Annotated in this window: 15 protein-coding genes and 1 pseudogene; 11 read left to right on the top strand and 5 right to left on the bottom strand. The window is 59.3% G+C overall.

Annotated elements, in window-relative coordinates; translation table 11 throughout:
* Positions 1-8: 8 nt before the first annotated feature.
* Together ACVWVQ_RS05335 and ACVWVQ_RS05330 are read left to right on the top strand one after the other, a co-directional pair.
* Positions 9-1241, top strand: a complete 1233-nt coding sequence (locus ACVWVQ_RS05335) for a peptidase C39 family protein (protein ID WP_457507297.1) — start codon at positions 9-11, stop codon at positions 1239-1241.
* Between the two features lie 322 nt (positions 1242-1563).
* Positions 1564-3513 carry an NHL repeat-containing protein gene (locus ACVWVQ_RS05330; protein WP_457507295.1) on the top strand — a complete coding sequence of 650 codons (1950 nt, stop codon included), beginning with the start codon at positions 1564-1566 and terminating at the stop codon, positions 3511-3513.
* Between the two features lie 46 nt (positions 3514-3559).
* Here ACVWVQ_RS05330 and ACVWVQ_RS05325 read toward each other — a convergent pair whose 3' ends face one another.
* A complete protein-coding gene (locus ACVWVQ_RS05325; RefSeq protein ID WP_457507293.1) occupies positions 3560-4693 on the bottom strand; it encodes an energy transducer TonB in 1134 nt (377 codons plus the stop codon).
* 299 nt (positions 4694-4992) lie between these two features.
* On the opposite strand from ACVWVQ_RS05325, the gene ACVWVQ_RS05320 reads away from it, so the two are divergent.
* Positions 4993-5469 carry a VOC family protein gene (locus ACVWVQ_RS05320; RefSeq protein WP_414382198.1) on the top strand — a complete coding sequence of 159 codons (477 nt, stop codon included), beginning with the start codon at positions 4993-4995 and terminating at the stop codon, positions 5467-5469.
* A gap of 18 nt (positions 5470-5487) precedes the next feature.
* Positions 5488-6369 carry a Tab2 family RNA-binding protein gene (locus ACVWVQ_RS05315; protein ID WP_457507291.1) on the top strand — a complete coding sequence of 294 codons (882 nt, stop codon included), beginning with the start codon at positions 5488-5490 and terminating at the stop codon, positions 6367-6369.
* A gap of 436 nt (positions 6370-6805) precedes the next feature.
* Here ACVWVQ_RS05315 and ACVWVQ_RS05310 read toward each other — a convergent pair whose 3' ends face one another.
* Both ACVWVQ_RS05310 and ACVWVQ_RS05305 read right to left on the bottom strand, forming a co-directional pair.
* Positions 6806-8191, bottom strand: coding sequence for an FGGY-family carbohydrate kinase (locus ACVWVQ_RS05310; protein ID WP_457507289.1), 1386 nt, complete (start codon positions 8189-8191; stop codon positions 6806-6808).
* Positions 8192-8356: 165 nt separating this feature from the next.
* A complete protein-coding gene (locus ACVWVQ_RS05305) occupies positions 8357-8842 on the bottom strand; it encodes a 2Fe-2S iron-sulfur cluster-binding protein (protein WP_457507287.1) in 486 nt (161 codons plus the stop codon).
* Between the two features lie 175 nt (positions 8843-9017).
* On the opposite strand from ACVWVQ_RS05305, the gene ylqF reads away from it, so the two are divergent.
* The gene (gene ylqF, locus ACVWVQ_RS05300) at positions 9018-9869 is read left to right on the top strand and encodes a ribosome biogenesis GTPase YlqF (protein WP_457507285.1); all 852 of its coding nucleotides are present in this window, start codon (positions 9018-9020) and stop codon (positions 9867-9869) included.
* A 78-nt stretch (positions 9870-9947) separates the two neighbouring features.
* Here the strand turns inward: ylqF and ACVWVQ_RS05295 are convergent, their stop codons facing one another.
* Positions 9948-11036: a radical SAM/SPASM domain-containing protein gene (locus ACVWVQ_RS05295; protein ID WP_457507283.1), complete on the bottom strand. Its 1089-nt coding sequence runs from the start codon at positions 11034-11036 to the stop codon at positions 9948-9950.
* Between the two features lie 101 nt (positions 11037-11137).
* Here ACVWVQ_RS05295 and ACVWVQ_RS05290 point away from each other — a divergent pair, with 101 nt between their 5' ends.
* The 4 genes from ACVWVQ_RS05290 (at position 11138) to ACVWVQ_RS05275 (ending at position 15795) form a co-directional block, all read left to right on the top strand.
* Positions 11138-11503, top strand: coding sequence for an NAD(P)H-quinone oxidoreductase subunit M (locus tag ACVWVQ_RS05290; RefSeq protein WP_011432289.1), 366 nt, complete (start codon positions 11138-11140; stop codon positions 11501-11503).
* An 80-nt stretch (positions 11504-11583) separates the two neighbouring features.
* Positions 11584-12009, top strand: coding sequence for a DUF2996 domain-containing protein (locus tag ACVWVQ_RS05285; RefSeq protein ID WP_457507281.1), 426 nt, complete (start codon positions 11584-11586; stop codon positions 12007-12009).
* Positions 12010-12554: 545 nt separating this feature from the next.
* Positions 12555-14030 (top strand): glycogen synthase GlgA, encoded by a 1476-nt coding sequence (gene glgA, locus ACVWVQ_RS05280; protein WP_457507279.1) that lies wholly within the window; start codon positions 12555-12557, stop codon positions 14028-14030.
* Between the two features lie 157 nt (positions 14031-14187).
* The gene (locus ACVWVQ_RS05275) at positions 14188-15795 is read left to right on the top strand and encodes a glycoside hydrolase family 57 protein (RefSeq protein ID WP_457507278.1); all 1608 of its coding nucleotides are present in this window, start codon (positions 14188-14190) and stop codon (positions 15793-15795) included.
* A 234-nt stretch (positions 15796-16029) separates the two neighbouring features.
* Here ACVWVQ_RS05275 and ilvB read toward each other — a convergent pair.
* Positions 16030-17829 (bottom strand): annotated as a pseudogene (gene ilvB, locus ACVWVQ_RS05270) (biosynthetic-type acetolactate synthase large subunit); the annotation flags it as partial.
* Between the two features lie 212 nt (positions 17830-18041).
* On the opposite strand from ilvB, the gene ACVWVQ_RS05265 reads away from it, so the two are divergent.
* Together ACVWVQ_RS05265 and ACVWVQ_RS05260 are read left to right on the top strand one after the other, a co-directional pair.
* On the top strand, positions 18042-19619 hold the full coding sequence (locus ACVWVQ_RS05265; protein ID WP_457507276.1) for a phospholipid carrier-dependent glycosyltransferase: 1578 nt from the start codon (positions 18042-18044) through the stop codon (positions 19617-19619).
* 109 nt (positions 19620-19728) lie between these two features.
* Positions 19729-20793 (top strand): Gfo/Idh/MocA family oxidoreductase, encoded by a 1065-nt coding sequence (locus ACVWVQ_RS05260; protein WP_457507274.1) that lies wholly within the window; start codon positions 19729-19731, stop codon positions 20791-20793.
* The last annotated feature ends 344 nt before the right edge of the window (positions 20794-21137 follow it).

Genomic DNA, 21137 nt, shown 5'->3' with positions numbered 1-21137 from the left:
TCTTGACGATGCAAGCCCAGACCCACTCCACCTATCGCACCGGGTTTCAGCGCTGGCGGGCGGGAGAAGCTCAGGGGTTTCAGCACTGGTCAACCCAAGGGATCCGCCTGAACGCCCAAGGGCAATTGGTCTTGGATCCAGAGGGCTGGCGGCAAGAAGTCAGCCTTGAAGAGCCTGAGGTGGCGCTAAGGACTCCGTCCCGCTTACGCGATAATGCTCCGCACCGCTTACGCGAACGGGGGCGCCCTTTCTATCCCCTTGGCCCCTACTGGGTGGGAGAAGCCACCAGCCCAGCAGTCCCCACCAGCTTCCCTATGGTCGGGGCAATCGCTTCCTGGAATGCCACCACGCCCCCCGGCACCTGGTTGGAACTGTGGATTCGGGCCAAGCTTTCAGACCGCTGGACAAAGTGGTATCACGGCGGGGTATGGGCTGCGGATCCCTTGACTCTGGCCAGCCACTCAGTGCAAGGACAAGGGGATGAGGATGGCAACCTGTACACGGACTTGCTGGTGCTCAAGGATACCCTCAACGGAGCAGAAGCCTTCCAGGTCAGGGTGCGCCTGTTCACGCAAGAGCCAGGCCGTTCTGCCGTTGTGGATCAGGTGGCAGTTGCCATTTCCAACGAGCCGGTCAGGCCCAGCCGCCTATCCCCTGGGGATCCCAGCCGCTGGGGCAAAATCTTGGATCTGCCTTGGTGCTCCCAGATGGTGTACCCCGATGGGGGAGAGGTCTGGTGTAGCCCCACCTCTTTGGCGATGGTGATGGCCTACTGGAAGCGGGATCCCCGCCCCTGTGAGGTGTTGGTGCGCGCAGCAGTGGCCGGTGTGTATGACCGGGTTTACCAGGGCCATGGCAACTGGGCTTTCAACGTCGCCCATGCTGCCGAGCAAGGTTTGTCCGGCGTGGTGGCGCGGCTGGAGAGCTTGGCTCAAGCAGAAGCCTGGATCGCGGCAGGGGTTCCGGTGATCCTCAGCTATGCTTGGGGTGAGGGAGAACTGGAAGGGGCGCCAATTCCCAGAAGCAACGGCCATCTGGCGGTGCTGGTGGGGTTTGCTCGCGGCAGCGGTGCGGAGCAGTTTAGCCATGGGGATCCCATCCTCCACGATCCGGCGGCCAAAACCAACGAAGAGGTTCGCCGTACCTACCGCCGCGAACAGCTAGAGTCGTTGTGGCTGGAGCACTCCGGGGGTACCGTCTACTTGATTCATCCGCGAGAGTGGCCTGTCCCCACTCTATAGCCGAACCGGGCGAACGCGGGCAGCATCGACTTACAGCGCTACCGCTATGGCCTGGATGATTTCCTGGCCGCTGAAACTGCTATCTGGTCTTTCGGTGGGGATTTGAGTAAGGATAGATGGAGTGAGGAGTGCGACTCACCTGCGGGTGAGGATGGTTGGTCATGAATAGGAATGCGGTTCAGGGGCCAAGGCATTGGTCGAGGTGGCTCCTGCGGCAGAGAGGGTGCTGGGCAATTCTCGCCGGTTTGTACGCTGATGAAGGTAAGCGTGGGGGTTTGGGTTTCCGCCATTTCCCAGTTTGTGGGAGGGGATGAGCTGCATCATGCCACGACGGGCTTCCCTGAGACCGCTATCTTGGCCTGCGCTGAGTGCCTTGGTGCTGGCTCTCTCGGGCTGTGGCGAGCTTTCTTCTTCTAGTCTGTCTCCCAGCGTTGTTCCCCCTGCGGCCCTACAGCCGGTTTTAACTCCAACTCCTCTCCCTCCCTCCCCGCTTTCTCTGACTTTCGAGCAAGCCCGCCAGTCCGGCTTGTCGGTGCCCAGCAACCGCATCGTTCTGCTGCTCCAGGAACAGGGATCCGATCTGGTGGCCCAGCTACCGGCCTCAGAGGTGGATCGCTGGCTGGCTCGCACTCCCACCTGGCCGGGGGTGGAAGGGATCGACCTGAGCATTACCCTGGGCACTTATCGCCAAACCGCCACTGCCCCTCTGCGCCCGGGGCAACCGGCCACCTTCACCTTTACCAACCCCCCCGCCGGAGAAGCGGAGCTCAGCGCCATTGCCTATCGGGGATCCACCACTCTGGCGCAAGGGAAGGGATCCCTGACCCTTTCTGTCCGCTCTGGGGGTTCTGGCGGTGCTAACCGTCCTCCCCAAGACACAGAGCGCCAGCGCCGCCTTTCGATGTTGGTGCTCTCTGAGGTGGGGGTGCCGCTGCTGCACAGTAGCTCGGCAGCGCCCACCCTTGGCCAGCCGTTGCTGCTCTCAGGGGAAAATTTGGAGCGGGTGGAAACGGTTCTCTTTGCTGCAGCAGCCAATCCCGAGCGCATCCTGAGGGGGGAAATTCGCTCCCGCAGCGGTGACCGTTTGGTGGTGATGCCGCCTTCTTCTCTTTCCGGCTCAGTTTGGGTTGCTGTTGCGGATGCTTCCGGGCAAGGGTTGGGCACTCTGGTCTACGATTGGCCTGCCGCTACTCCTTCCCCCAGCCCCTCTCCCACCCCCACTGCTCCGGCAGCATCGGCCTGGGTGGTGGAAACTTTGCTGGATGGCCGCACCTCGCCCGCGGCAGATCCTGTCGGCAACGCCCCTGATAACACCGGCACCGAGTCCAGGATCTACCTGCAGCAAATCAGCGGCATTGCTGTGGATCCTGAAGGAGCCTTCTATTTAGCCGATAGAGCCCAGCACCGCATCTTCCGGCTGTCTCCAGAGGGGGAATTGGAAGTTTGGGCCGGCACAGGCCAAGCAGGCCGCCGCGACGGAGCAGCCAATCAAGCTCAGTTTGACTCCCCACAGGGGCTGCTCTGGGATCCCAAGGGGGGATTGTGGGTGGCCGACAGCGGCAACCATTGCCTGCGCTATATCAACCTGCAACGACAGGTGAGCACCTTTGCCGGCACTTGTATAGCCGGATACCGAGATGGGGGGCTTGACCGAGCTCAGTTCCGGGAGCCATCTGGGCTGGCTTTGGGTTCAGATGGCAGCCTCTACGTTGCCGACCGCGCCAATCGCCGCATCCGCCGCATCACCCCTGCAGGTGAAGTGACCACGGTTGCCGGCACCGGCCAGCCGGGATCCGTCGATGGCCCAGCAGAACAGGCCCAGCTCCTGCAGCCCACGGCTCTGGCGGTGGATAAGGAGGGGAACCTCTGGATTGCCGATGGACATCGCCTGCGCCGGCTCTCTGCTGGCGGACGAGTGACCACCCTCTCCGGGGCAGAGCCAGGCTATCGGGATGGCCCCCTGGCAGAGGCCCGTTTTCAAACCCTGGGGGGGCTGGCCTTCGATGCGGCAGGCAACCTCTGGGTGGCCGACCGAGATAACCATCGCATTCGTCGTCTTCAGCCTGGGGGACAAGTTTCCACCTTGGCCGGACAGAATCAGCGCGGTTGGCAGGATGGCCCCACCTCGGCAGCCCGGTTTGAGCAGCCTGCCGGCTTGGCAGTCTTAGCGGATGGCAGTGTGGTGGTGGTGGATGCCGGCTTGCCGGGCTTGCGTCGCATAAGCCGCGTTGCCTCTGGGCCTGTCACCCCAACCCCTGGGGGATCCCTGTAGGCTCTTGCCAGGCCGCCGTCTTTTGGGTTTCGCAGGGATCCCCTCCTCAGTTGGCGGATCCCCCTACAGTCAACTGGCCCAGCACGTTGATATCAAAGGTGAAATTAATCGTCACCGAGTTGCCCTCATAAGCCTCAGGCAGGGGCAGGAAGGGGGCTGCCCTCTGGATAGCCGTCAGCGCTGCATCGTCTGTTTGTTGGCTGCCAGACGTGCGCCCCAGGCGAATGCTCTGCAGATCGCCAGCTCGACCCACTGTAAAGATCACCACTGTGCGGCGCGAGGTACCGGTCTGCCCAGGGATCCAATTTTGCTCCACTTTCCGCTGCAAAGCGGCCAGCCAGGGGCCCCAATCCACATCGGCCCGCGCTGCCACACTGGGGGGATTGGGAGCGGATTGGGTGGGGTTGGCCAATCCACTAGCTCCACTGCCCTGGATCCCGGCTCCATTGCTGGGAGCAGAGGCACTGACCGGAGGCCCCAACTGGGAAGAGTCAGAGGGCCGCTGGGCGGGAAGAACCTCTGTCACCGGTTGCGGAGCGGGCGGAACGGGAGCCAATTGGCTGGGATCCGAAACCCGCTCGCTTGGCTGTATGGGCAAGGGCTCCGCAGTTGGCGGGGGAGTGGGCCTTGGGGAGGGAGCAGCCGCCACGGGCGGTGGAGTTTGGGTCGGAGTAGGTCTGGGGGCAGGCGTGGAAGGTGGCGGTGCCGCAGTCGGGGTCGCGGTGGGCTGAGGGGGAGCGGGGGTTGGGGTAGGCGTGGGTGGAGGGGTTGGAGTTGGGGTTGCCAGAGCAGCTGCAGCCGGGGCAGGTGGTGGTGGAACAGGGGCAGGCGGTGGCGGTGGTTGGGGTCTTGGCGGAGGAGGAGCAGGGGCCTCCTGGGGAGGGGCGGCCTGGGATTGGGGTGGACTGCCTTGAGAAGGAGGAGCTTCTACCCGCTCACCCCCATCGCGGGAATCAACTTCTGAAACCAGCTCCGCTTCCTCTGGGGGCTGCAGATCTTCTGGATCCAGAAGGATAAACTCAATGGCTTCTTGTTCTGGCTCGCGAGTGAGCCAAAGCCGCCCCAAGTGGAGCAATCCCAGCAGCACCAGCACGTGCAGCAGCAGCGACAGCGCCACCATCCAAAAAAAGTTGCGAGATTCATCCTCGCGGCGGCGCTGCTCAATCCAGATGCTGGTCATGGCCAAGATCGCCCTCTTGCGTCTTCAACGCTCTCAACACACCGAGTTGTCTGTTGCAGACTCGGCCACGGGGGTAACACACTAGCTAGTGTTATAGCATCCGAGCAGTTAGCACTCCTGCGCAAAGGCGTATAGTCTATCTCGGGCTTGAGAAGGGATCCCACCTTGCAGCAGCTCTAAGATCGCCTACCTTGAAAAGAGCGGGGATCCCATTAGCCGGGGAAAAGCCCCACAGCTCGGGGTGCTGGCTCTGATGTTGGCTGGTGGGGCAGTTTTGGTGGCTTTTTAGGAGCGACGTTATGGAACCCATCCGCTTTCATCTGGCCTTTCCAGTTGCCGATATTGCCTTGGCCAAGGCCTACTACGGCGATGGCTTGGGCTGTGAGATCGGTCGAGAAACCTCTGCTGCCGTTATTTTTAACCTGTACGGCCATCAACTGGTGGCCCACCTCACCCACGAAGAGCTGACGCCCCAGCGGGGCATCTACCCTCGTCATTTTGGCCTGATCTTCCCTACCCAAGGGGATTGGCAGGCGCTGGCCGACCGTGCCTTGGCGCGGGCCTTGCCCTTTTATCAAGAGCCGCGCTGGCGCTTTGTTGGCACCCCCTTGGAGCATGGCACCTTCTTTTTGCAGGATCCCTTCCATAACCTGCTGGAGTTTAAGTACTACCGCAACGCTTCCGCCATTTTCGGGGAGCGGGAGTTGGCCTTGGTCGGGGACAGTGCTTCCCACCGCTCGCGCGAACGATCCCCGGCCCGCTCAAGTGGCATGTAGTGCAAACAGGAGGAACCTTTGGCCACTCAACCCCTGCGTTCTGGCCCTGCGCGCGGCCCTATCTGGCAGATGGATTTCAACGCCGTCCCCCTGCGGGATGAGCAGAACCGACGGGTTTGGGAGCTGTTGGTATGCGATCCCACCGGCCGGTTTCGCCAAGCGCAGTATTGCAGTAACCAAGAGGTGAATAGCACCTGGGTGGCACGACAGTTGCGGAGCTACCTCGAAGCGGCTCCCCAGCCTCCCTCGGCCATTCGTGTGTTTCGAGCCCGCATGAGTTCCATCCTGCAACGGGCCTGCGATGCGGTTGGGATCCCGATGCTGCCCAGTCGTCGCGTTTACACCCTCAAAGCTTGGATGCGAGAACGGGCAGAGCAGGTTTACCCTCAAGAGACTCAGTTTACCTACAGCCCCGAACCTCCTGTGGATCCGGATCCGCCGGATCCTATCCGTCTGCCGGACAAGTTGCAGGGAGAACGCTGGGCTTTCGTGACCTTGCGAGCTGAGGATCTGCGGGAAGCCGACGCTTGGCCAATGGAATTTGGCGAGCTTTTTCCGGTTGCCTGGGACACTTTGACGCCCGACCCATTCGCGCCAGCGGTACGGAGCACCCTCATTCCCGGCTTGGTGATCGCCTCCCAGCGGGCTTTACCGATGGCGGCCTGGATGAGCGGTATGGAGCCCGCTTACTTGAGTGTGGCAGACGGACGGCTCCTGTTCGAGGCAGGCCTCAACGATTGCTACCTATTTGCGCAACTGAGAGATGAAAAACTGCGAACAGAGGCAGAAGTCTTTGCCCAGCGCCAGCAGCAGGCCCAAGGGATCCACTTTCTCGCCATTCAAACCGATTTCAAGGCCCAGTCCTTCGCCGGCTTCTGGCTGATGCAACATCCCCTATGAACTATGAATATCAGTCGTTTGCAAGAGCAGAGTGCAGCCCGAACAACTGGGGAGATCATCATCGCTGTCTCAGAGGGAAAAACCTACAGTCATTCAAGGAGGAATGAGACTGTTCCGCTGCATGGCTTCCTGGCTCCTCTCTCCCTTTCCTAGGGATGGTCGCGGAAGCGGCGTGAAGCGTTTGGACGGCACCGCGGAGCAGTTGAGAAGTGCCTTGATCTATAGTCTTTCAGCTTAGGGTGAGACGCCCGAGCTACGGAGAAAAGCTTCCTGACCTCGTGCATGATTGCTCCGCAACGCTGATGCGACGATGCGACGACGCAGCCCATGTTTTAGGTGGGCGTAGTGTCCTAGTTTGGATCGAAATGACTGTTGAAATGACCGTAGCAAGAACCCCAGCGCTACGGGGAAGCAAGCTGGTGGGGCAGGGAGCATGTCAAAGCAGGTTGCTCAGGCGGCTGTGAAAGGCTGAGTAGATCTCTGCGTAAGACTTCGCCCATTCTGGATCTGGTTGAACATAGCGTTCCACCTGCACCAATCGATCGGCAGCCTGTTGGACAGAGCAGCACCAATAGGCAGAAGCAGCCAAGATGGCTGCCCCCACAGCCGGCTCTGGGTGTTTCACCACGGCCAAGGGACGGGCAAGGATACTGGCGCGCAGGCGCAACCAAAGAGGGCTTTTGCTGCCTCCGCCGGTGGTGAACATCGGACTCTGTTCTGACACCGGGATCCCTTGAGCCGCCAACGTTTCCAGCCCCAGCCGCTCGACCATGGCTACCCCCTCTAACAACGCAGCATAAAAACGGGGGGATCCCTCTTCTGCCTCCGGCAAGAACCCGGCAAACCGGGGATCGACAATGGGAAAACGTTCTCCCGGCTGACAAAGGGGATAGCTGACCAGCCCAGTGGGCAGATAAGCCTGGGCTTGCTGATCCAGCACTTGCAAGTTGCCGCCAGGGAAGTAATGGGGCAAAACTCCGCCTCCACAAAAGGAAGCCGCTCCCGGCCACCAAACCGTTCGTTCGCGACAGTGGTGTGGAGGACAGTCCGGGTGCAAATGGGAATAGATGCTTGGGGTTTGTATGGGATCCGGACTGTTGGCCTTGAAAATGAGGGTTGTGCCCAAGCTGGTGGAAACCTGACCTAAGCGGGTGGCCCCTGCTGCCAATTGCCCGGCACAGCCATCCGTGATCCCTGCCGCGATCAGCACTTCCGGCCCCAATCCCCAGTCTGCTCGCACCGTTCCCAAAACCGTTCCCGGCGACACCACCTCGGGGAAATGCTTAGGATCAAGGCCCTGCCGCGCCAACCACTCCTGAGGCCAGGTGTAGGTCTCCAGGTCAAAGCCACTTTTGAGGGCGTGGGTGTGATCGGTCACCTGCCTGCGCCCCCCCAGTTGGCTCAGCAAAAAGTCCGCCGGATGGGCCAGGTAGCTGTCTCGATACTGATCAGGATGGGCTTCCGCCCACCACAGCCAACGGCTGAGGCCCCAACTGGCAGGGATCCCCAATTGCTTGGCCTGAGCCTGGCCCCGCGGGTCGGAATACAGCCACGCCTGTTCCAACGGCATGCCCCGACCATCCACCGGCAGAATGGTGCCGGAAGTGCTGCACGCACTCAGAGCGGCAATGGAATACCGATCCCCCAGTTGCGCGGTTAGTTGTCCCAGAAGGGCTTTCAGGGTTCGCAACCAGCGGCCTGGATTGGTCTCTGGGGGATCCCACCGGCGCTCGCTTTTGGCCACCACCTCTCCTTGTTCTGAGAGGGCCACCACCCGCATCCCAGAAGTGCCCAGATCGATCCCAAGAAACACAGGGGGCATAGGGGTACTCATCTCATCATCAGCTCATCATTAGGAAGGAAAATGCCTTGTCATGATGGAGTGCCCAAGGCCCAAGAATGCTCTCTGTATAGATGGGGTGGCCAAGTGGCTCAAACTGGCCTAAAGGATGGGAAAGGACTCCGGCCCGCTGTCGCGATCACAATTTCAAAACTCCTGGCTGCTCCGAGCCAACGCTTCTTGGATATCCAGATCCAGCCCTTTCACCGATTCCAGCACCGAGCGGGTGATCAGCTTACCCTCCTGCACCAAAATGGCGCCGGTTACAGGGTGCAAAAGCGGCTGTTCGGCCCGCCGACCGATCAACGCCTCGATATCCTGAAAAGCATTGATGTACATCCCGGCAGGCAATTCCACCACCACCCCTTCCCCCAGCACGCGCGCTTGGCAGGCCAGGCGGGAGTTGGGCTTGCAGGTGGTGATCACCTCCAGGGTGCGCTGCTCCCGCTTGCTCACCGGAGACAAAGACTCCATCCCTTCCTTAACGTACACATGGCAGGTGGCACAGAGGCCGCGCCCGCCGCACTCTTTCAACACATTCAGCTCTTCCTGCAACAGTACCGAGAGCAAATTGCTGTTGGTGGCGATTTCAGACACTTGGGCAATGGGATCCAACCGCACGCGCTTGACCATAACCTTCCCTCTGTTACACGCCTTAACATTAGCTTGTCCATGAAATAAAGATCCCAGCGGCACTCACGTTGTATTATTGGCTACTTCAGCCGGCAGGTCGAGCCTCTTTTGGGGAATCGGGCTAGATTGGATCCCACTGTTGATTTCTGCTGTCCACTTCTAGGGTTCTGGCGGCATGAGTTCTCCGGCCATCCAGTGGTATCCCGGCCATATTGCCAAGGCAATTGGCCAGTTGCGGGAAGAGTTGCAGCGGGTGGATGCAGTCATCGAGGTGTTGGATGCGCGGATCCCGTTGGCCAGTCGTCATCCTGAGCTGGGCCGGTGGCTGGGGGAAAAACCTCGTCTTTTGGCTCTGAACAGGGTGGACTGCATTGAGGCCAGGGATCTGAAAGCTTGGCAGGAGTATTTTTTACGGCAAGGGATCCCTGTCTATCCCACCAATGGCCGCTCAGGAGAAGGGGTGAATCGCCTCAAGCAGGCGGTCTTGCACTTGGGGCAATCGGTCAACACGCGGCGTCAACAGCGGGGCATGCGACCGCGGGCCGTTCGGGCGGTGGTGGTGGGCTTTCCCAATGTGGGCAAATCTGCTCTGCTGAATCGGCTTTTGGGGCGGCGGGCAGCCGAGAGCGCAGCACGTCCTGGAGTGACGCGGCAACTGCGGTGGGTGCGGCTGGGGGGAGAGTTGGATCTGTTGGACTCGCCGGGCATCCTACCGCCCTCTCTGCCGGATCAACAGGCGGCCTCTCTATTGGCCATCTGCGATGACATCGGCGAAGCGGCCTACGATCCCGAACGGGTGGCGGCCCACTTTTTGGATCAAGTGCTGAGGGTGCAGCCCCAAGCCGGATCTCTCTTGCAAAAGCGCTATGGTTGGCCGGATCCGATCCCTCCCGGTGGTGCCGCAGTGCAGGAGTTGGCCGAGCGGCGGTATCAAGGGGATCCCCAGCGGGCGGCACGGCAAGTTCTCAACGACTACCGCAAGGGCTTGCTGGGGCCGCTGGCCTTGGAACTCCCTCCCAAGGCTTGAGCCCCTTAGAAGAAAGTCACGTTGTTGCTATGGGCAGGGGAACCGCTGCTGTGGGGCGTTGACTTTTCCCGAAACTGTCTACACTTGTCCCCAACCGGGATCCAGCCTCTGTTTCCAAGGCCGATACACCTTGAAGTAGACAACGGAACCCACTTGTCTGGCCAAGGCTTTGATGCAAGTGTCTCCACCCATACAGCGCTGGCAAACGGGATGGTTCACCTGCAGACGATTGAACCCCCGCCGCAGCGCACAGGCCGGTTGGCCCCGCAAAATCTCGGCCAGGGATCCCCCCAGCGTCACTTGCCCCAGCGGGATTTGCCCTTCATAGTCCTTGCAACAGGGCACCACCGTGCCGTCGTAGAGGATCCCCGCCTGACCGGAAGCGCCATTGCAGTATCCCCAGCGAGCTGGGATTACCCGGTCTGTCTCCACGTTGCCCCAACTGTCCAAGGGAAACGTTTCCAAAACCAAGCGGGGATGGATGCGGATCTGCTGCCAGCGGCCCGGTCGGTAAGTAGCAATCTGGGCTTCTACCCAATCGAGAGCCGGTGCATCCGGGATCCCTTGCAAAGCTCGTCTGGCCCAAGCCGAGAGCTGAGCGCGCATCTGCTGTGCAGAATCGATCACCGAAAGAGCCTTATGCGGCACCAAAAACGGGTGGGGGCTAGTATCCAGGAATTTGAGATGCACCTGCGTAGGGCTGGAGGAGCGCAAGTGCACCTGCAGAAATTGGGTAATCCCAGCAAAGTAGCGCTCCGGCGTGAGGCGGGGAGGTGCTCCGCGAATGCTGAAGGTGACTGGATCGGGAGTTTGCAGGGCAATGGTTAGCTTAGCAAAGGGGCTGCGGTTCAGCTTTTCAATGTGCTCCGGCCAGAGGGCAAAGGTGCTGCCGTTGCTGGTCAGGTGCAGGCGAAGGCCAAGCTCAGCGGCCCTGCGAATACCCTCGAAAAGGTATGGGTAGAGCAGCGGCTCCCCCATCAGGTGAAAAGCCATCACGCGGGCCAGCCCTGTTGCCGCTACTTCCTCCAAAATCTGCTCCAGCAGAGCGGGCTCCATGTGCCCCCGCCGCCGTTGCATGATCCCATCTGGACAAAACTCGCACTTAAAGTTGCAAACGTTGGTCACCTCTATGTGCAGGCGTTCCAGTTGGGGAATAACAGCAGACATAGAGAGGGCCGGAACAAGTCGAGGGCAAATAGCGGATCCCCCACAAGCGCTAGGTAATGATACGCTGTTTATCAGGTTAGATCCGGAGCGGAGCCATTGCAATGCTGAAATGCACCACTCGTCACGTCCATATCTTTGCCGGTGAAGTTACTGCCGACAACAACTTCGTGCCCCGCGACGACCTGTTTACCCTCGATGTGGATCCGGACAACGAGCTGGTCTGGACTGATGCTGCCCTGCAAAAGGTCTATGCCCGTTTCGAAGAGTTGGTGGAAGAATACCGGGGGCGAGACTTGACCGAGTACAATATCCGCCGCATTGGGTCTGACCTGGAACATTTCATCCGCTCCCTGCTCAAGCAAGGGGAGATCGCCTACAACCTGCAAGGGCGTGCCCCCAACTTCAGCATGGGCTTTCCCCAGATCCCTGCTGAAGAAATTGTCGGCCAATACATACCCAAGGGCTAGCTCTTTGCCGGTTCTGGACAGAGTTTTTGATTGTTCTGCATCTAAGGCTTTTACCCATCTGATTGTCGGAGCGTTTCCCCATGTCTGGAGAACCCACCCCCGAGGCCGCTGCTGCCGAGAAACCCGCTGAAGCTGCCAAGCCTGCTGCTGAGGATTCCCCCAAAGCCGCTGTGAAAAAAGTTGCTAAGGAAGAAAAGCCCTTCGAGCAACAGATCACGGAAGAGGTGATCCCGGCAGCCATTGCGGCTTTTCAAAAGCGCGGAGTCAGCGATCTGGAGCTGCGCCTGGAAGGCAAGACGCTGGTCGGCGCGTTTGCAGGAGGCAAGAAGCAATTTAGCGTGCTGTTTGCTGAGGGATCCTTGAATGGCCGCAAGTTCTTCCGCTGTACCACCGAAGGATCCCCGGCCAGCACCATCGAGTCTTTTATGATCGACGAGCGGCGCGTGGATGTCAACCTATTCGTGTTTTATTTGGTGCAGCGCCTTTACGCTCAGCAGTGGTATTGAGTTCGCGTGACCTTGAAGGATCCCTGGCTACCCCTAGCCGGAGAGAGTAAGCCTGCTCGCAAGAGACGAGGGGAGGTGCAGCCGGCTGCAGTTACCGTAAAGCCAGGATCCATCCGGCCATGTTCTTTGGCATGCCCACGATCCCAGAACGGGCACCTTGGCTGCCGCCTTCCCGGAAGATGAGCTGCGCACTTGGCTCGAAGAACGGTACCGCCCCAGCGGGATCAGCCGTTCATAGTCGCGTTTCAGGTTAGGGTGAGAGGCCTGGGCTACTGATCGCGCCAGCGGGACGGAGTCCTTGAAAAGCCTTCTGGCCCCGTGCATTCAACGTTTCTAGTTTGAATCGAAATGCCCATAATTGCCCAGAGGGCTGCTCCCGTAGATCAGGTTCCCCGGCAAACGGCGCAGCTGGGGCTCGAACCCGGTCGGCCCAGAGGTTGTTCCCCAGTGCAGGGATCCCTTGCCATTGGGAGGGATGTTCTGTCGAGGCCAAAAAGATTATCGTTTGTAAAGAAAGCTAAGGCGGTGCTACGGGAGGTCTCGAAATGTACATCGTGCAGATTGCGTCTGAATGCGCCCCGGTTATCAAGGCGGGGGGACTGGGGGATGTGGTGTACGGCCTCAGCCGCGAGCTGGAGGTGCGGGGCCACTGTGTCGAGCTGGTTTTGCCCAAGTACGACACGATGCGCTACGACCAGATCTGGGGTTTGCACGACGCCTATCGCGATCTCTGGGTGCCCTGGTACGGGGGAGCCATTCACTGCTCGGTGTACTGCGGCTGGGTGCATGGCCGCCTTTGCTTTTTTATTGAGCCCCACTCGGGCGATAACTTCTTCAATCGCGGGTGTTATTACGGCTGCCCGGATGACAACATGCGTTTTGCTTTTTTCAGCAAGGCGGCTCTAGAGTTTCTCCTACAAAGCAACAAGCGCCCCGACATCATCCATTGCCACGACTGGCAGACAGGGTTGGTACCGGTGCTGCTGTTTGAGATCTACAAGTACCACGGCATGGGAAACCAGCGGGTGTGCTACACCATTCACAACTTCAAACACCAAGGCTTTGGCGGCCCAGAGATTCTTTGGGCTACCGGCCTCAACCGCGAACCCTACTACTTCCACTACGACCGTTTGCGCGATAACTTCAACCCCTTTTCTCTCAACTTTATGAAGGGGGGAATTGTTTTTTCCAACTTTGTCACTACGGTCTCTCCCAATCACGCGCTGGAGGTGCAATTTGGCGACTACGGCTATGGACTGGGCCATACCCTCTACCTGCACCGGCATAAGTTTCGCGGCGTTTTGAACGGCATCGATTACGACATCTGGAACCCGGAGATCGACCGCTTTATTCCCGTGCGCTACACTGCTCAAACGCTGGAAAATAAAGCTAAAAACAAAAAAGCTCTGCGGGATCGGCTGCTACTGCAGGATGTTGACAAGCCTATCGTGGCCTATATCGGGCGATTGGACGAGCAAAAGGGCGTGCATTTGGTGCATCATGCCATCTACCGCTCCCTGTTCAAAAATGCCCAATTTGTTCTGCTGGGATCCGCTACGGAGCTAGGGATCGGCGCTTGGTTTGCCCACGAGAAAAGCTACCTCAACAACAACCCCGATGTTCACATTGAGTTGGGCTTTAACGAAGAACTTTCCCACCTTATCTATGCGGGGGCAGACATCATCGTAGTGCCCAGCCACTACGAACCCTGTGGACTCACTCAGATGATTGGCTTGAAATATGGCACGGTTCCGGTGGTGAGAGGAGTGGGCGGCCTGGTGGATACCGTCTTCGACCGCGACTACGATCCCCACAAATTGCCCGAGCAACGCAACGGCTACGTCTTTTATCACACAGATCCAGCTGCTTTGGAGTCGGCTCTGGATCGGGCCATCGACCTTTGGTACACCGCTCCCGACCAGTTCCGCCGACTGCAGATCCAAGGCATGAGCTACGACTACTCCTGGAACTATCCTGGCAAGGAGTACCTGGAGATCTACGACTTCATCCGTCACCGCTGAGTCTGACAGCGATCCCCAGCGATCTCAGCCCTTGACCCCGCGGATGAAATGCTGGACGATAGGTAGCAATTGGGGGCTTAACCTTCTCTACAGATTTGCTGCTGAAGAAGGTGGGCTCGCCCCGTTATTTTTTCCCACCTAAGGATCCCTGGCCGCTATGGGTTATCTCGCCTTGGTACTCCACGCGCACCTGCCCTTTGTGCGCCACCCTGAGCAAGACTTTGTGCTGGAGGAAGAATGGCTCTACGAAGCCATCACGGAGACCTATGTGCCGCTGCTGCACATGTTCGAGGGGCTACAGCGAGATGGCATCGACTTTCGTTTCACCATGTCCCTGACGCCGCCCTTGGTGTCGATGCTGCGGGATCCCTTGCTGCAGGAGCGCTACGACCACTACTTGACCAAGTTAGAAGAACTGGCCCAACTGGAGTACGACAAAAACACCACCAACGGCCACATTCGCTACCTGGCCGAGCACTACATCAAGCAGTTTGCCATGGTGCGGGATCTCTGGGAGCGCTACGACCGGGATCTGGTGCGAGCTTTTAAGCAGTTTCAAGACAGCGGCAACCTGGAGATCATCACCTGTGGGGCTACCCACGGCTACCTGCCCTTGATGCAGATGTACCCGCAGGCAGTCTGGGCGCAGTTGATTGTAGCTTGTGAGCACTACAACGAGCACTTTGGCCAATGGCCGCGGGGGATCTGGCTGCCGGAATGCGCCTACTACCAAGGGCTGGAGCGGATGATTGCCGATGCCGGCCTGCGCTACATGATCACCGACGCCCATGGTCTTCTCTACGCCAAGCCCCGGCCTCGTTACGGCATGTACGCCCCTATTTTTACCGAGACCGGCGTCGCCGTTTTCGGGCGGGATCACGAATCCTCGCAGCAGGTGTGGTCGGCGGAAGTGGGCTACCCCGGGGATCCGGTTTACCGCGAGTTCTACAAAGACCTGGGGTATGAGGCCGACTACGAGTACATCAAGCCCTACATCATGCCCAACGGCCAGCGGAAAAACACCGGCATCAAGTACCACCGCATCACCGGGCGCAATCTGGATTTGGGGCAAAAGCAGCTTTACGACCCCTACTGGGCGCGGGAAAAAGCGGCAGAACATGCGGGCAACTTCATGTTCAATCGCCAGCGGCAAATCGAATATTTGTACAGCGTCATGGGCCGCCCGCCGCTGGTGGTGGCCCCCTACGATGCGGAGTTGTTCGGCCACTGGTGGTACGAGGGCCCTTGGTTTTTGGATTTTCTCATCCGCAAGAGCTACTTCGACCAAAACACCTACCGCATGACTCACCTGGCGGAGTACCTGAAAGAGAACCCCACCCAGCAGGTGTGCAAACCTGCCCAGTCCAGTTGGGGGGCGCGCGGCTTCCACGAGTACTGGCTCAACCCCACCAACGCCTGGATCTACCCCCACCTGCACAAGGCCACCGAGCGGATGATCGAGCTGAGCCGTCGCGAGCCTGCCGATGACCTAGAATGGCGGGCCTTGAACCAGGCGGCGCGAGAATTGCTACTGGCTCAATCGTCTGACTGGGCTTTTATCATGCGCACAGGGACGATGGTTCCCTATGCAGTGCGCCGCACCAAGTCCCATCTGCTGCGCTTCAATCACCTCTACGAAAAGATCAAAGAAGGCCAGTTTCGGCGAGAAAAAGCCACCCCTGAAGAGGAGCAGTGGCTGGCCAAGGTGGAATACATGGACAACATCTTCCCCAATATCAACTACCGGGTTTACCGACCCCTCTAAGCCGGTTGGGCAGGTCTGGAGGGTGCCTGCTTCCGACCGCTAGAGACATCAGAGGCAGAAGTTTCCGGCTACCCTCCTTGAGGGGATCGAACTACCCCAGGGCAGGAGGGATCCTCCGTTCGTTGCGCTGATCCCAACCTTCCTCTCCTTTTGGGAAAGGGGCAGGAGTCGCTCGTGTTGGCCTCGCAGAGCGCTCAGGGAGCGTTTTAATCTGGCTTGTTCAGGCCGTCGGTTCTAGAGCTTGGTGCCGCATTCGGCGCAAAACTTGTGCAGGGTGGGGTTTTTGGTGCCGCAATTGGGGCAGTAGATCAGCTCCGCTGCCTGCTCCAGTTGCCGCTTCTCCGGCAGCCCGATCATCTGATAATTGGCTTTGCCGGCGGGCACCATCGGGTAGCAGTTTTCATCCCGCTTGACCACAAAGTCGGCCACTACCGGCCCCTCGTGCTTGAGGATCTCCTGGATGGCATCTTCCAGTTGATCGGGGTGATCGACGCGGATCCCTTTTACCCCAAAAGCCTCGGCTAGCTTGACAAAATCCGGCATTCCGGGAGACATATCCGAGTGGGAGTAGCGCTCGCCGTGGAAGGCCTGCTGCCACTGCCGCACCATGCCCTGCCAGCCGTTGTTGATGATGGCCACTTTGGTGGCAATGCCGTACTGAGCCACTGTGCCCAGCTCTTGCATGTTCATCTGGAAGCTGGCATCGCCACTGATGCAGATGACTTCTTCGTGAGGCAGGGCTACCTTGACTCCCATCGCCGCGGGGAACCCGTAGCCCATGGTGCCCAGCCCAGAACTGGAGATCCATTGGCGCGGCCCGTTGCGCAGAAACTGCGCCGCCCACATCTGATGCTGGCCAACATCGGTGGTGTAGTAGGCGTGGGGAGCATGACGACGAAAGGCATCGATCACCTGTTGGGGGGCAATCACGCCTTCGTAGCTGGGCACCTGCAGGGGATAGTCCCGCTTCCAGCGCTCGATCCGATCCAGCCAGGCCTGAGTTAGGCCTGGAGTAGAAGGCATTTTGCTCAGTTGAGCCAGCATCTCCACCAGAACAGTGCGCACATCCCCTACAATCGGCACATCGGGCGCACGGTTTTTGCCCACCTCGGCTGGGTCGATGTCGATGTGAATGACTTTGGCGTGCTTGGCAAATTCATCTAGCTTGCCGGTCACGCGATCGTCAAAGCGGGCCCCCACCGCAATGAGCAGGTCGCACTCGGTGACGGCGAAGTTGGCATAGGCCGTGCCGTGCATGCCCAGCATCCCCACCGACAGGGGATCGTTCTCATCGAAAGCCCCTTTGCCCATGAGGGTGGTGGTCACCGGGATCCGATAGGTGTGGGCCAGCTCGGCAATTTCCGCGTGGGCACCGGAGATGATCGCCCCACCTCCCACATACAGCAAGGGCCGCTTGGCCTGCAGGATCAGCTTGGCCGCTGTGTGGATTTGCCGTGGGTTGCCTCGCACGGTGGGCTTGTAGCCGGGGATGTTGATCTCGCTGACGGGTTGATAGTCAAACTCTTCCAGGCCCACATCTTTGGGGATGTCGATCAGCACCGGCCCGGGCCGCCCTGTCCCGGCAATGTGAAAAGCCTCTGCCACGATCCGAGACATTTGGCGCGGATCCCGTACCACGTAGGAGTGCTTCACAATGGGCAGGGTGATGCCAAAGATGTCCGTCTCCTGGAAGCCGTCGGTGCCGATCAAATGGCGAGGTACCTGCCCAGTGATGACCACCATGGGTACAGAGTCCATCATGGCGTTGGCGATGCCCGTCACCAGGTTGGTCGCCCCTGGGCCAGAGGTAGCAAAACACACCCCCACCTTGCCAGTGGCGCGAGCATATCCGTCGGCGGCGTGGGCAGCCGCTTGTTCGTGGCGTACCAGGTAATGTTTGAGCAGCCCCTGAGACTCGGCTTTGTACAGCTCGTCGTAGATGGGGAGGATGGCTCCCCCCGGATAGCCAAAGATGTGTTGCACCCCATGCCGGTGCAGGCTGTCCACCAACGCATATCCACCAGTCGCCACGGTGTCTCCTCCCCACTGAGATGACCGAACGTCAAACGCCCGCTCTCAGGAGCGCCAGCGCAGACAGGGTACTGGCCAGAAGTTGGCCAACTTTGTATTCAATTCTACAGTCTAGCAGTGGTTTGCTTTGGAATCGCTTAGACTTTCACGGTCGGCTAAAGTAACACTGGGGATCCCTGGGGATCCTGGCCGGATGTGTTGAAGGTGCCCCATCCATGACTGGAGAGCCAACACCCATTGACTCCGGGCCCGAGCGGTCTCAGGGCAGCTTGCTGCTGTCTGGGCCCATCCTCGGATCCCCGCACAGTGCTGTGGGATCCCGACAGTGGCTGGTATGGGGAGCGCTGGGGATCTTTCTGGTGGGCCTGGGGCTCCGCCTATGGCGGCTGGACGAGTTCCCGGCACCTGTGTTCGATGAGGTGTACTTCCCGGAGTTTGCCCAGAACTACCTGGATGGCAAGCCTTTTTACGATGTGCATCCCCCCTTGGGCAAGTACTTCATTGCCCTCAGCATTCGGGTGTTTGGCCGCAACGAGTGGGGATTCCGCTTCGCCACTGCTTTTTGCGGATCCCTGATCCCTCTGTTGCTGACCGGCTTAGCCTACCGCCTCACCTACCACGTAGGCTTTGCTCTGTTGAGCGGGGTTTTGCTGCTGACCGATGGGGTGTTTCTGGTGGAATCCCGCTTTGGCCTGATCAACGTGTATCTGGTAGCCTTTGGGCTGGCAGCGACCATTCTGTTGCTCAGAGGTCTAGAAAACCAAGGTTGGCGACGGGCTGCTCACTTTGCTTGCTCCGGGATCCTGTTGGGGGCGGCAGCTTCGGTGAAGTGGAATGGCCTCTGGTTTACCTTCATGTTTGCTCTGTTGGGGATCCTCGTCTGGGGGGTGGTCTGGCTGCGCCCGCAGTGGATCCCACGGTTGGGCATTTTGAGCCAGATTCGTCATCTGCGCTGGTGGCACTATGCGTTCTGCTTCGTCCTCGCTCCGCTGGCCTTTTATGCCATTCAGTGGATCCCGCACCTGCAGCTGAATCCCCAACAGGGACTAACTCTGGATTGGAGCTGGACGGGCATCCAGAATTATTTCCGATCCCTGGTACTCATCAACCAATCCATCTACGGCGGACACATGGCGGCCCACCTGGTGGTGGACGAAGAGACCCCTGTTCACCCCTACTGCTCCACCAGCTTGCGATCCCTGGTGGCTTGGTTCCCGGCTTTGCGTCCTTGGCTGACTACGCCCTTGGCCTCGGCAGGAGCTTGGTCCTGGCCAATTCTGGGCCGCCCCGTGGCCTACTACTTCGGCAGTCAGGGCAACCTCTGGCAAGCTGTTCATGGCTTGGGCAATCCTTGGCTGTGGTGGCTGGGCACGGGATCCATCTTGGTGCTCGTCTGGCGGGGGATCCGCCGCTTTCACGGTCTCGAAGCCTTCATTTTGATTGGCTATGCGGCCAATTACCTGCCTTGGTTTAGGGTCAGCCGCTGCGTTTTTATCTACCACTACATGAGCGCCCTGGCGTTTAGCACCCTAGCCCTGGCTTGGTTGGTGCTGCTGGGCTGGCAGAGCTATCGCCGCTTTTGGCGCGGGGCGAGCATCACGGCGGTGGCCTTGGTTTTGGCGTCCTTTGTCTTCTTTTTCCCCGTTTGGCTTGGCCTGCCCCTCAGTCCAAGCGGATTCTACGCCCGCATGTGGTTTCGCTCTAGCCCGGTGCCGCTGTTCTGTTTCAGCCCCCAATCCTGCCAACAGCCCCCGCTGCACCTGCCGCCCATCCCCGGCTTGAACTGGATCTAAGGGAGGCATGGTAAGCTTTGTGAAGTTTGTTTCGTGAAATGCGGCGCTCCGTTACCGAAAGATGGAGCGAGGTTCGCGAAACCCTTGTGGTGGAGGTAGTGGAAACGTCATGGCCCGATCTTGCCCGAGTTCTGCCAACTCTCCCCGCCGTCCACTGGCTTATTCAGAGCAAGCTGTCCCGGTTGGGGTGATCGGGGTAGGCAACATGGGCCAGCACCACACCCGCGTTTTCAGCCTGATGAAGGATGTGCGGGTCGTGGGGGTAGCGGATATCAACGTGGAACGGGGATTGGATGTGGCCAGCCGCCACCGCGTTCATTTCTATGAGGACTACCGCGATCTGCTGCCCCATGTAGCTGCCGTGGCCATTGCCGTGCCGACGGTTCTGCACCACGAGGTGGGTATGGCCTGCCTGGAGGCCGGGGTACATGTGCTGATCGAAAAGCCCATCGCTGCCAGCATCAGCGAAGCAGAATCGCTGGTGAACCGAGCTGCCGATTGCAATTGTATTTTGCAGGTGGGGCACATCGAGCGCTTCAGCCCTGTTTTCCAAAAGCTGGGCCAAGTCTTGCAAAGTGAAGAACCTCTGGCTTTCGAGGCTCACCGTCTCAGCCCCTATTCCGACCGCGCCAGCGATGTGTCGGTGGTATTCGACTTGATGATCCACGACATCGATCTGTTGCTGGAGCTGATCCCATCTCCCGTGACTCAGATTACCGCCAGCGGCAACCGCATCTCCAAGCTGGGCTACCTGGACTACGTCACGGCTACTCTCACTTTTGCCAACGGTGCCATCGCCACCCTCACTGCCAGCAAGGTCACCCACCGCAAGGTGCGCAAAATTGCCGTCCACTGCAAGAATGCCTTGGTAGAAGCAGATTTTCTACACAACGAGATCTCGGTGTACCGCCAGGGATCCGTCGGCAGCACCAGCGACTACGGCCAAATGCCCTACCAGCGGGATTGTTTGATTGAGAAAGTCCACACCGACAACATCGACAAGCTGTATGCCGAACTGGAGCACTTCATCAATTGCGTGCGGGGGGGCAACCAACCTTCTGTGGGTGGGGAACAGGCCCTGAAAGCATTGAGGCTGGCCTCGGAGGTAGAGCGGATTGCTTTGGATGGATGTGCCTGGAGCGAAGCCAAGCCCCGCCGTAGTCTCCTATCCTAGTCTTTAACGCAAGCCCCAGATGGGGGCAGAGCCCTGTTGTTGGCCCATAGCCATTCCAGCATCAGGCTGGGGAAGAAAAAGCGACATTCGCGCCCGCGGAGTGCAGCTCTATTTGTTGCTGTTGCCAGTCCACCACTCAATACTCCTGTAGCCCAAGCCGACTGTAAAGCTTGAGCTTAGTTTGCTTATCTTGGCCAATATTGCGAGCTCCAGGGCTCAGCACTTCTACCGCCGATTCTGGGGCACTGTGGAGCATGACTCTAGTCAATGATATGCTGGACTATACTGAAAATAATGTACAGTATGTTCAGTATGGCTGCTTGGTATGGCTAGGTATGTAAAAC

The organism is Thermostichus sp. MS-CIW-36, from assembly GCF_054059035.1.
Note: the sequence above shows the minus strand (reverse complement) of the source record. Positions and strands in the feature narration are given on the sequence as shown.

Coding starts and splice junctions, on each gene's coding strand:
- ACVWVQ_RS05320 (WP_414382198.1), top strand. CDS start 4,993: ATGGAACCCATCCGCTTTCATCTGGCCTTTCCAGTTGCCGATATTGCC.
- ACVWVQ_RS05285 (WP_457507281.1), top strand. CDS start 11,584: ATGTCTGGAGAACCCACCCCCGAGGCCGCTGCTGCCGAGAAACCCGCT.
- ACVWVQ_RS05290 (WP_011432289.1), top strand. CDS start 11,138: ATGCTGAAATGCACCACTCGTCACGTCCATATCTTTGCCGGTGAAGTT.
- ACVWVQ_RS05295 (WP_457507283.1), bottom strand. CDS start 11,036: ATGTCTGCTGTTATTCCCCAACTGGAACGCCTGCACATAGAGGTGACC.
- ylqF (WP_457507285.1), top strand. CDS start 9,018: ATGAGTTCTCCGGCCATCCAGTGGTATCCCGGCCATATTGCCAAGGCA.
- ACVWVQ_RS05330 (WP_457507295.1), top strand. CDS start 1,564: ATGCCACGACGGGCTTCCCTGAGACCGCTATCTTGGCCTGCGCTGAGT.
- ACVWVQ_RS05275 (WP_457507278.1), top strand. CDS start 14,188: ATGGGTTATCTCGCCTTGGTACTCCACGCGCACCTGCCCTTTGTGCGC.
- ACVWVQ_RS05305 (WP_457507287.1), bottom strand. CDS start 8,842: ATGGTCAAGCGCGTGCGGTTGGATCCCATTGCCCAAGTGTCTGAAATC.
- ACVWVQ_RS05335 (WP_457507297.1), top strand. CDS start 9: ATGCAAGCCCAGACCCACTCCACCTATCGCACCGGGTTTCAGCGCTGG.
- ACVWVQ_RS05310 (WP_457507289.1), bottom strand. CDS start 8,191: ATGCCCCCTGTGTTTCTTGGGATCGATCTGGGCACTTCTGGGATGCGG.
- ACVWVQ_RS05260 (WP_457507274.1), top strand. CDS start 19,729: ATGGCCCGATCTTGCCCGAGTTCTGCCAACTCTCCCCGCCGTCCACTG.
- ACVWVQ_RS05265 (WP_457507276.1), top strand. CDS start 18,042: ATGACTGGAGAGCCAACACCCATTGACTCCGGGCCCGAGCGGTCTCAG.
- glgA (WP_457507279.1), top strand. CDS start 12,555: ATGTACATCGTGCAGATTGCGTCTGAATGCGCCCCGGTTATCAAGGCG.
- ACVWVQ_RS05325 (WP_457507293.1), bottom strand. CDS start 4,693: ATGACCAGCATCTGGATTGAGCAGCGCCGCCGCGAGGATGAATCTCGC.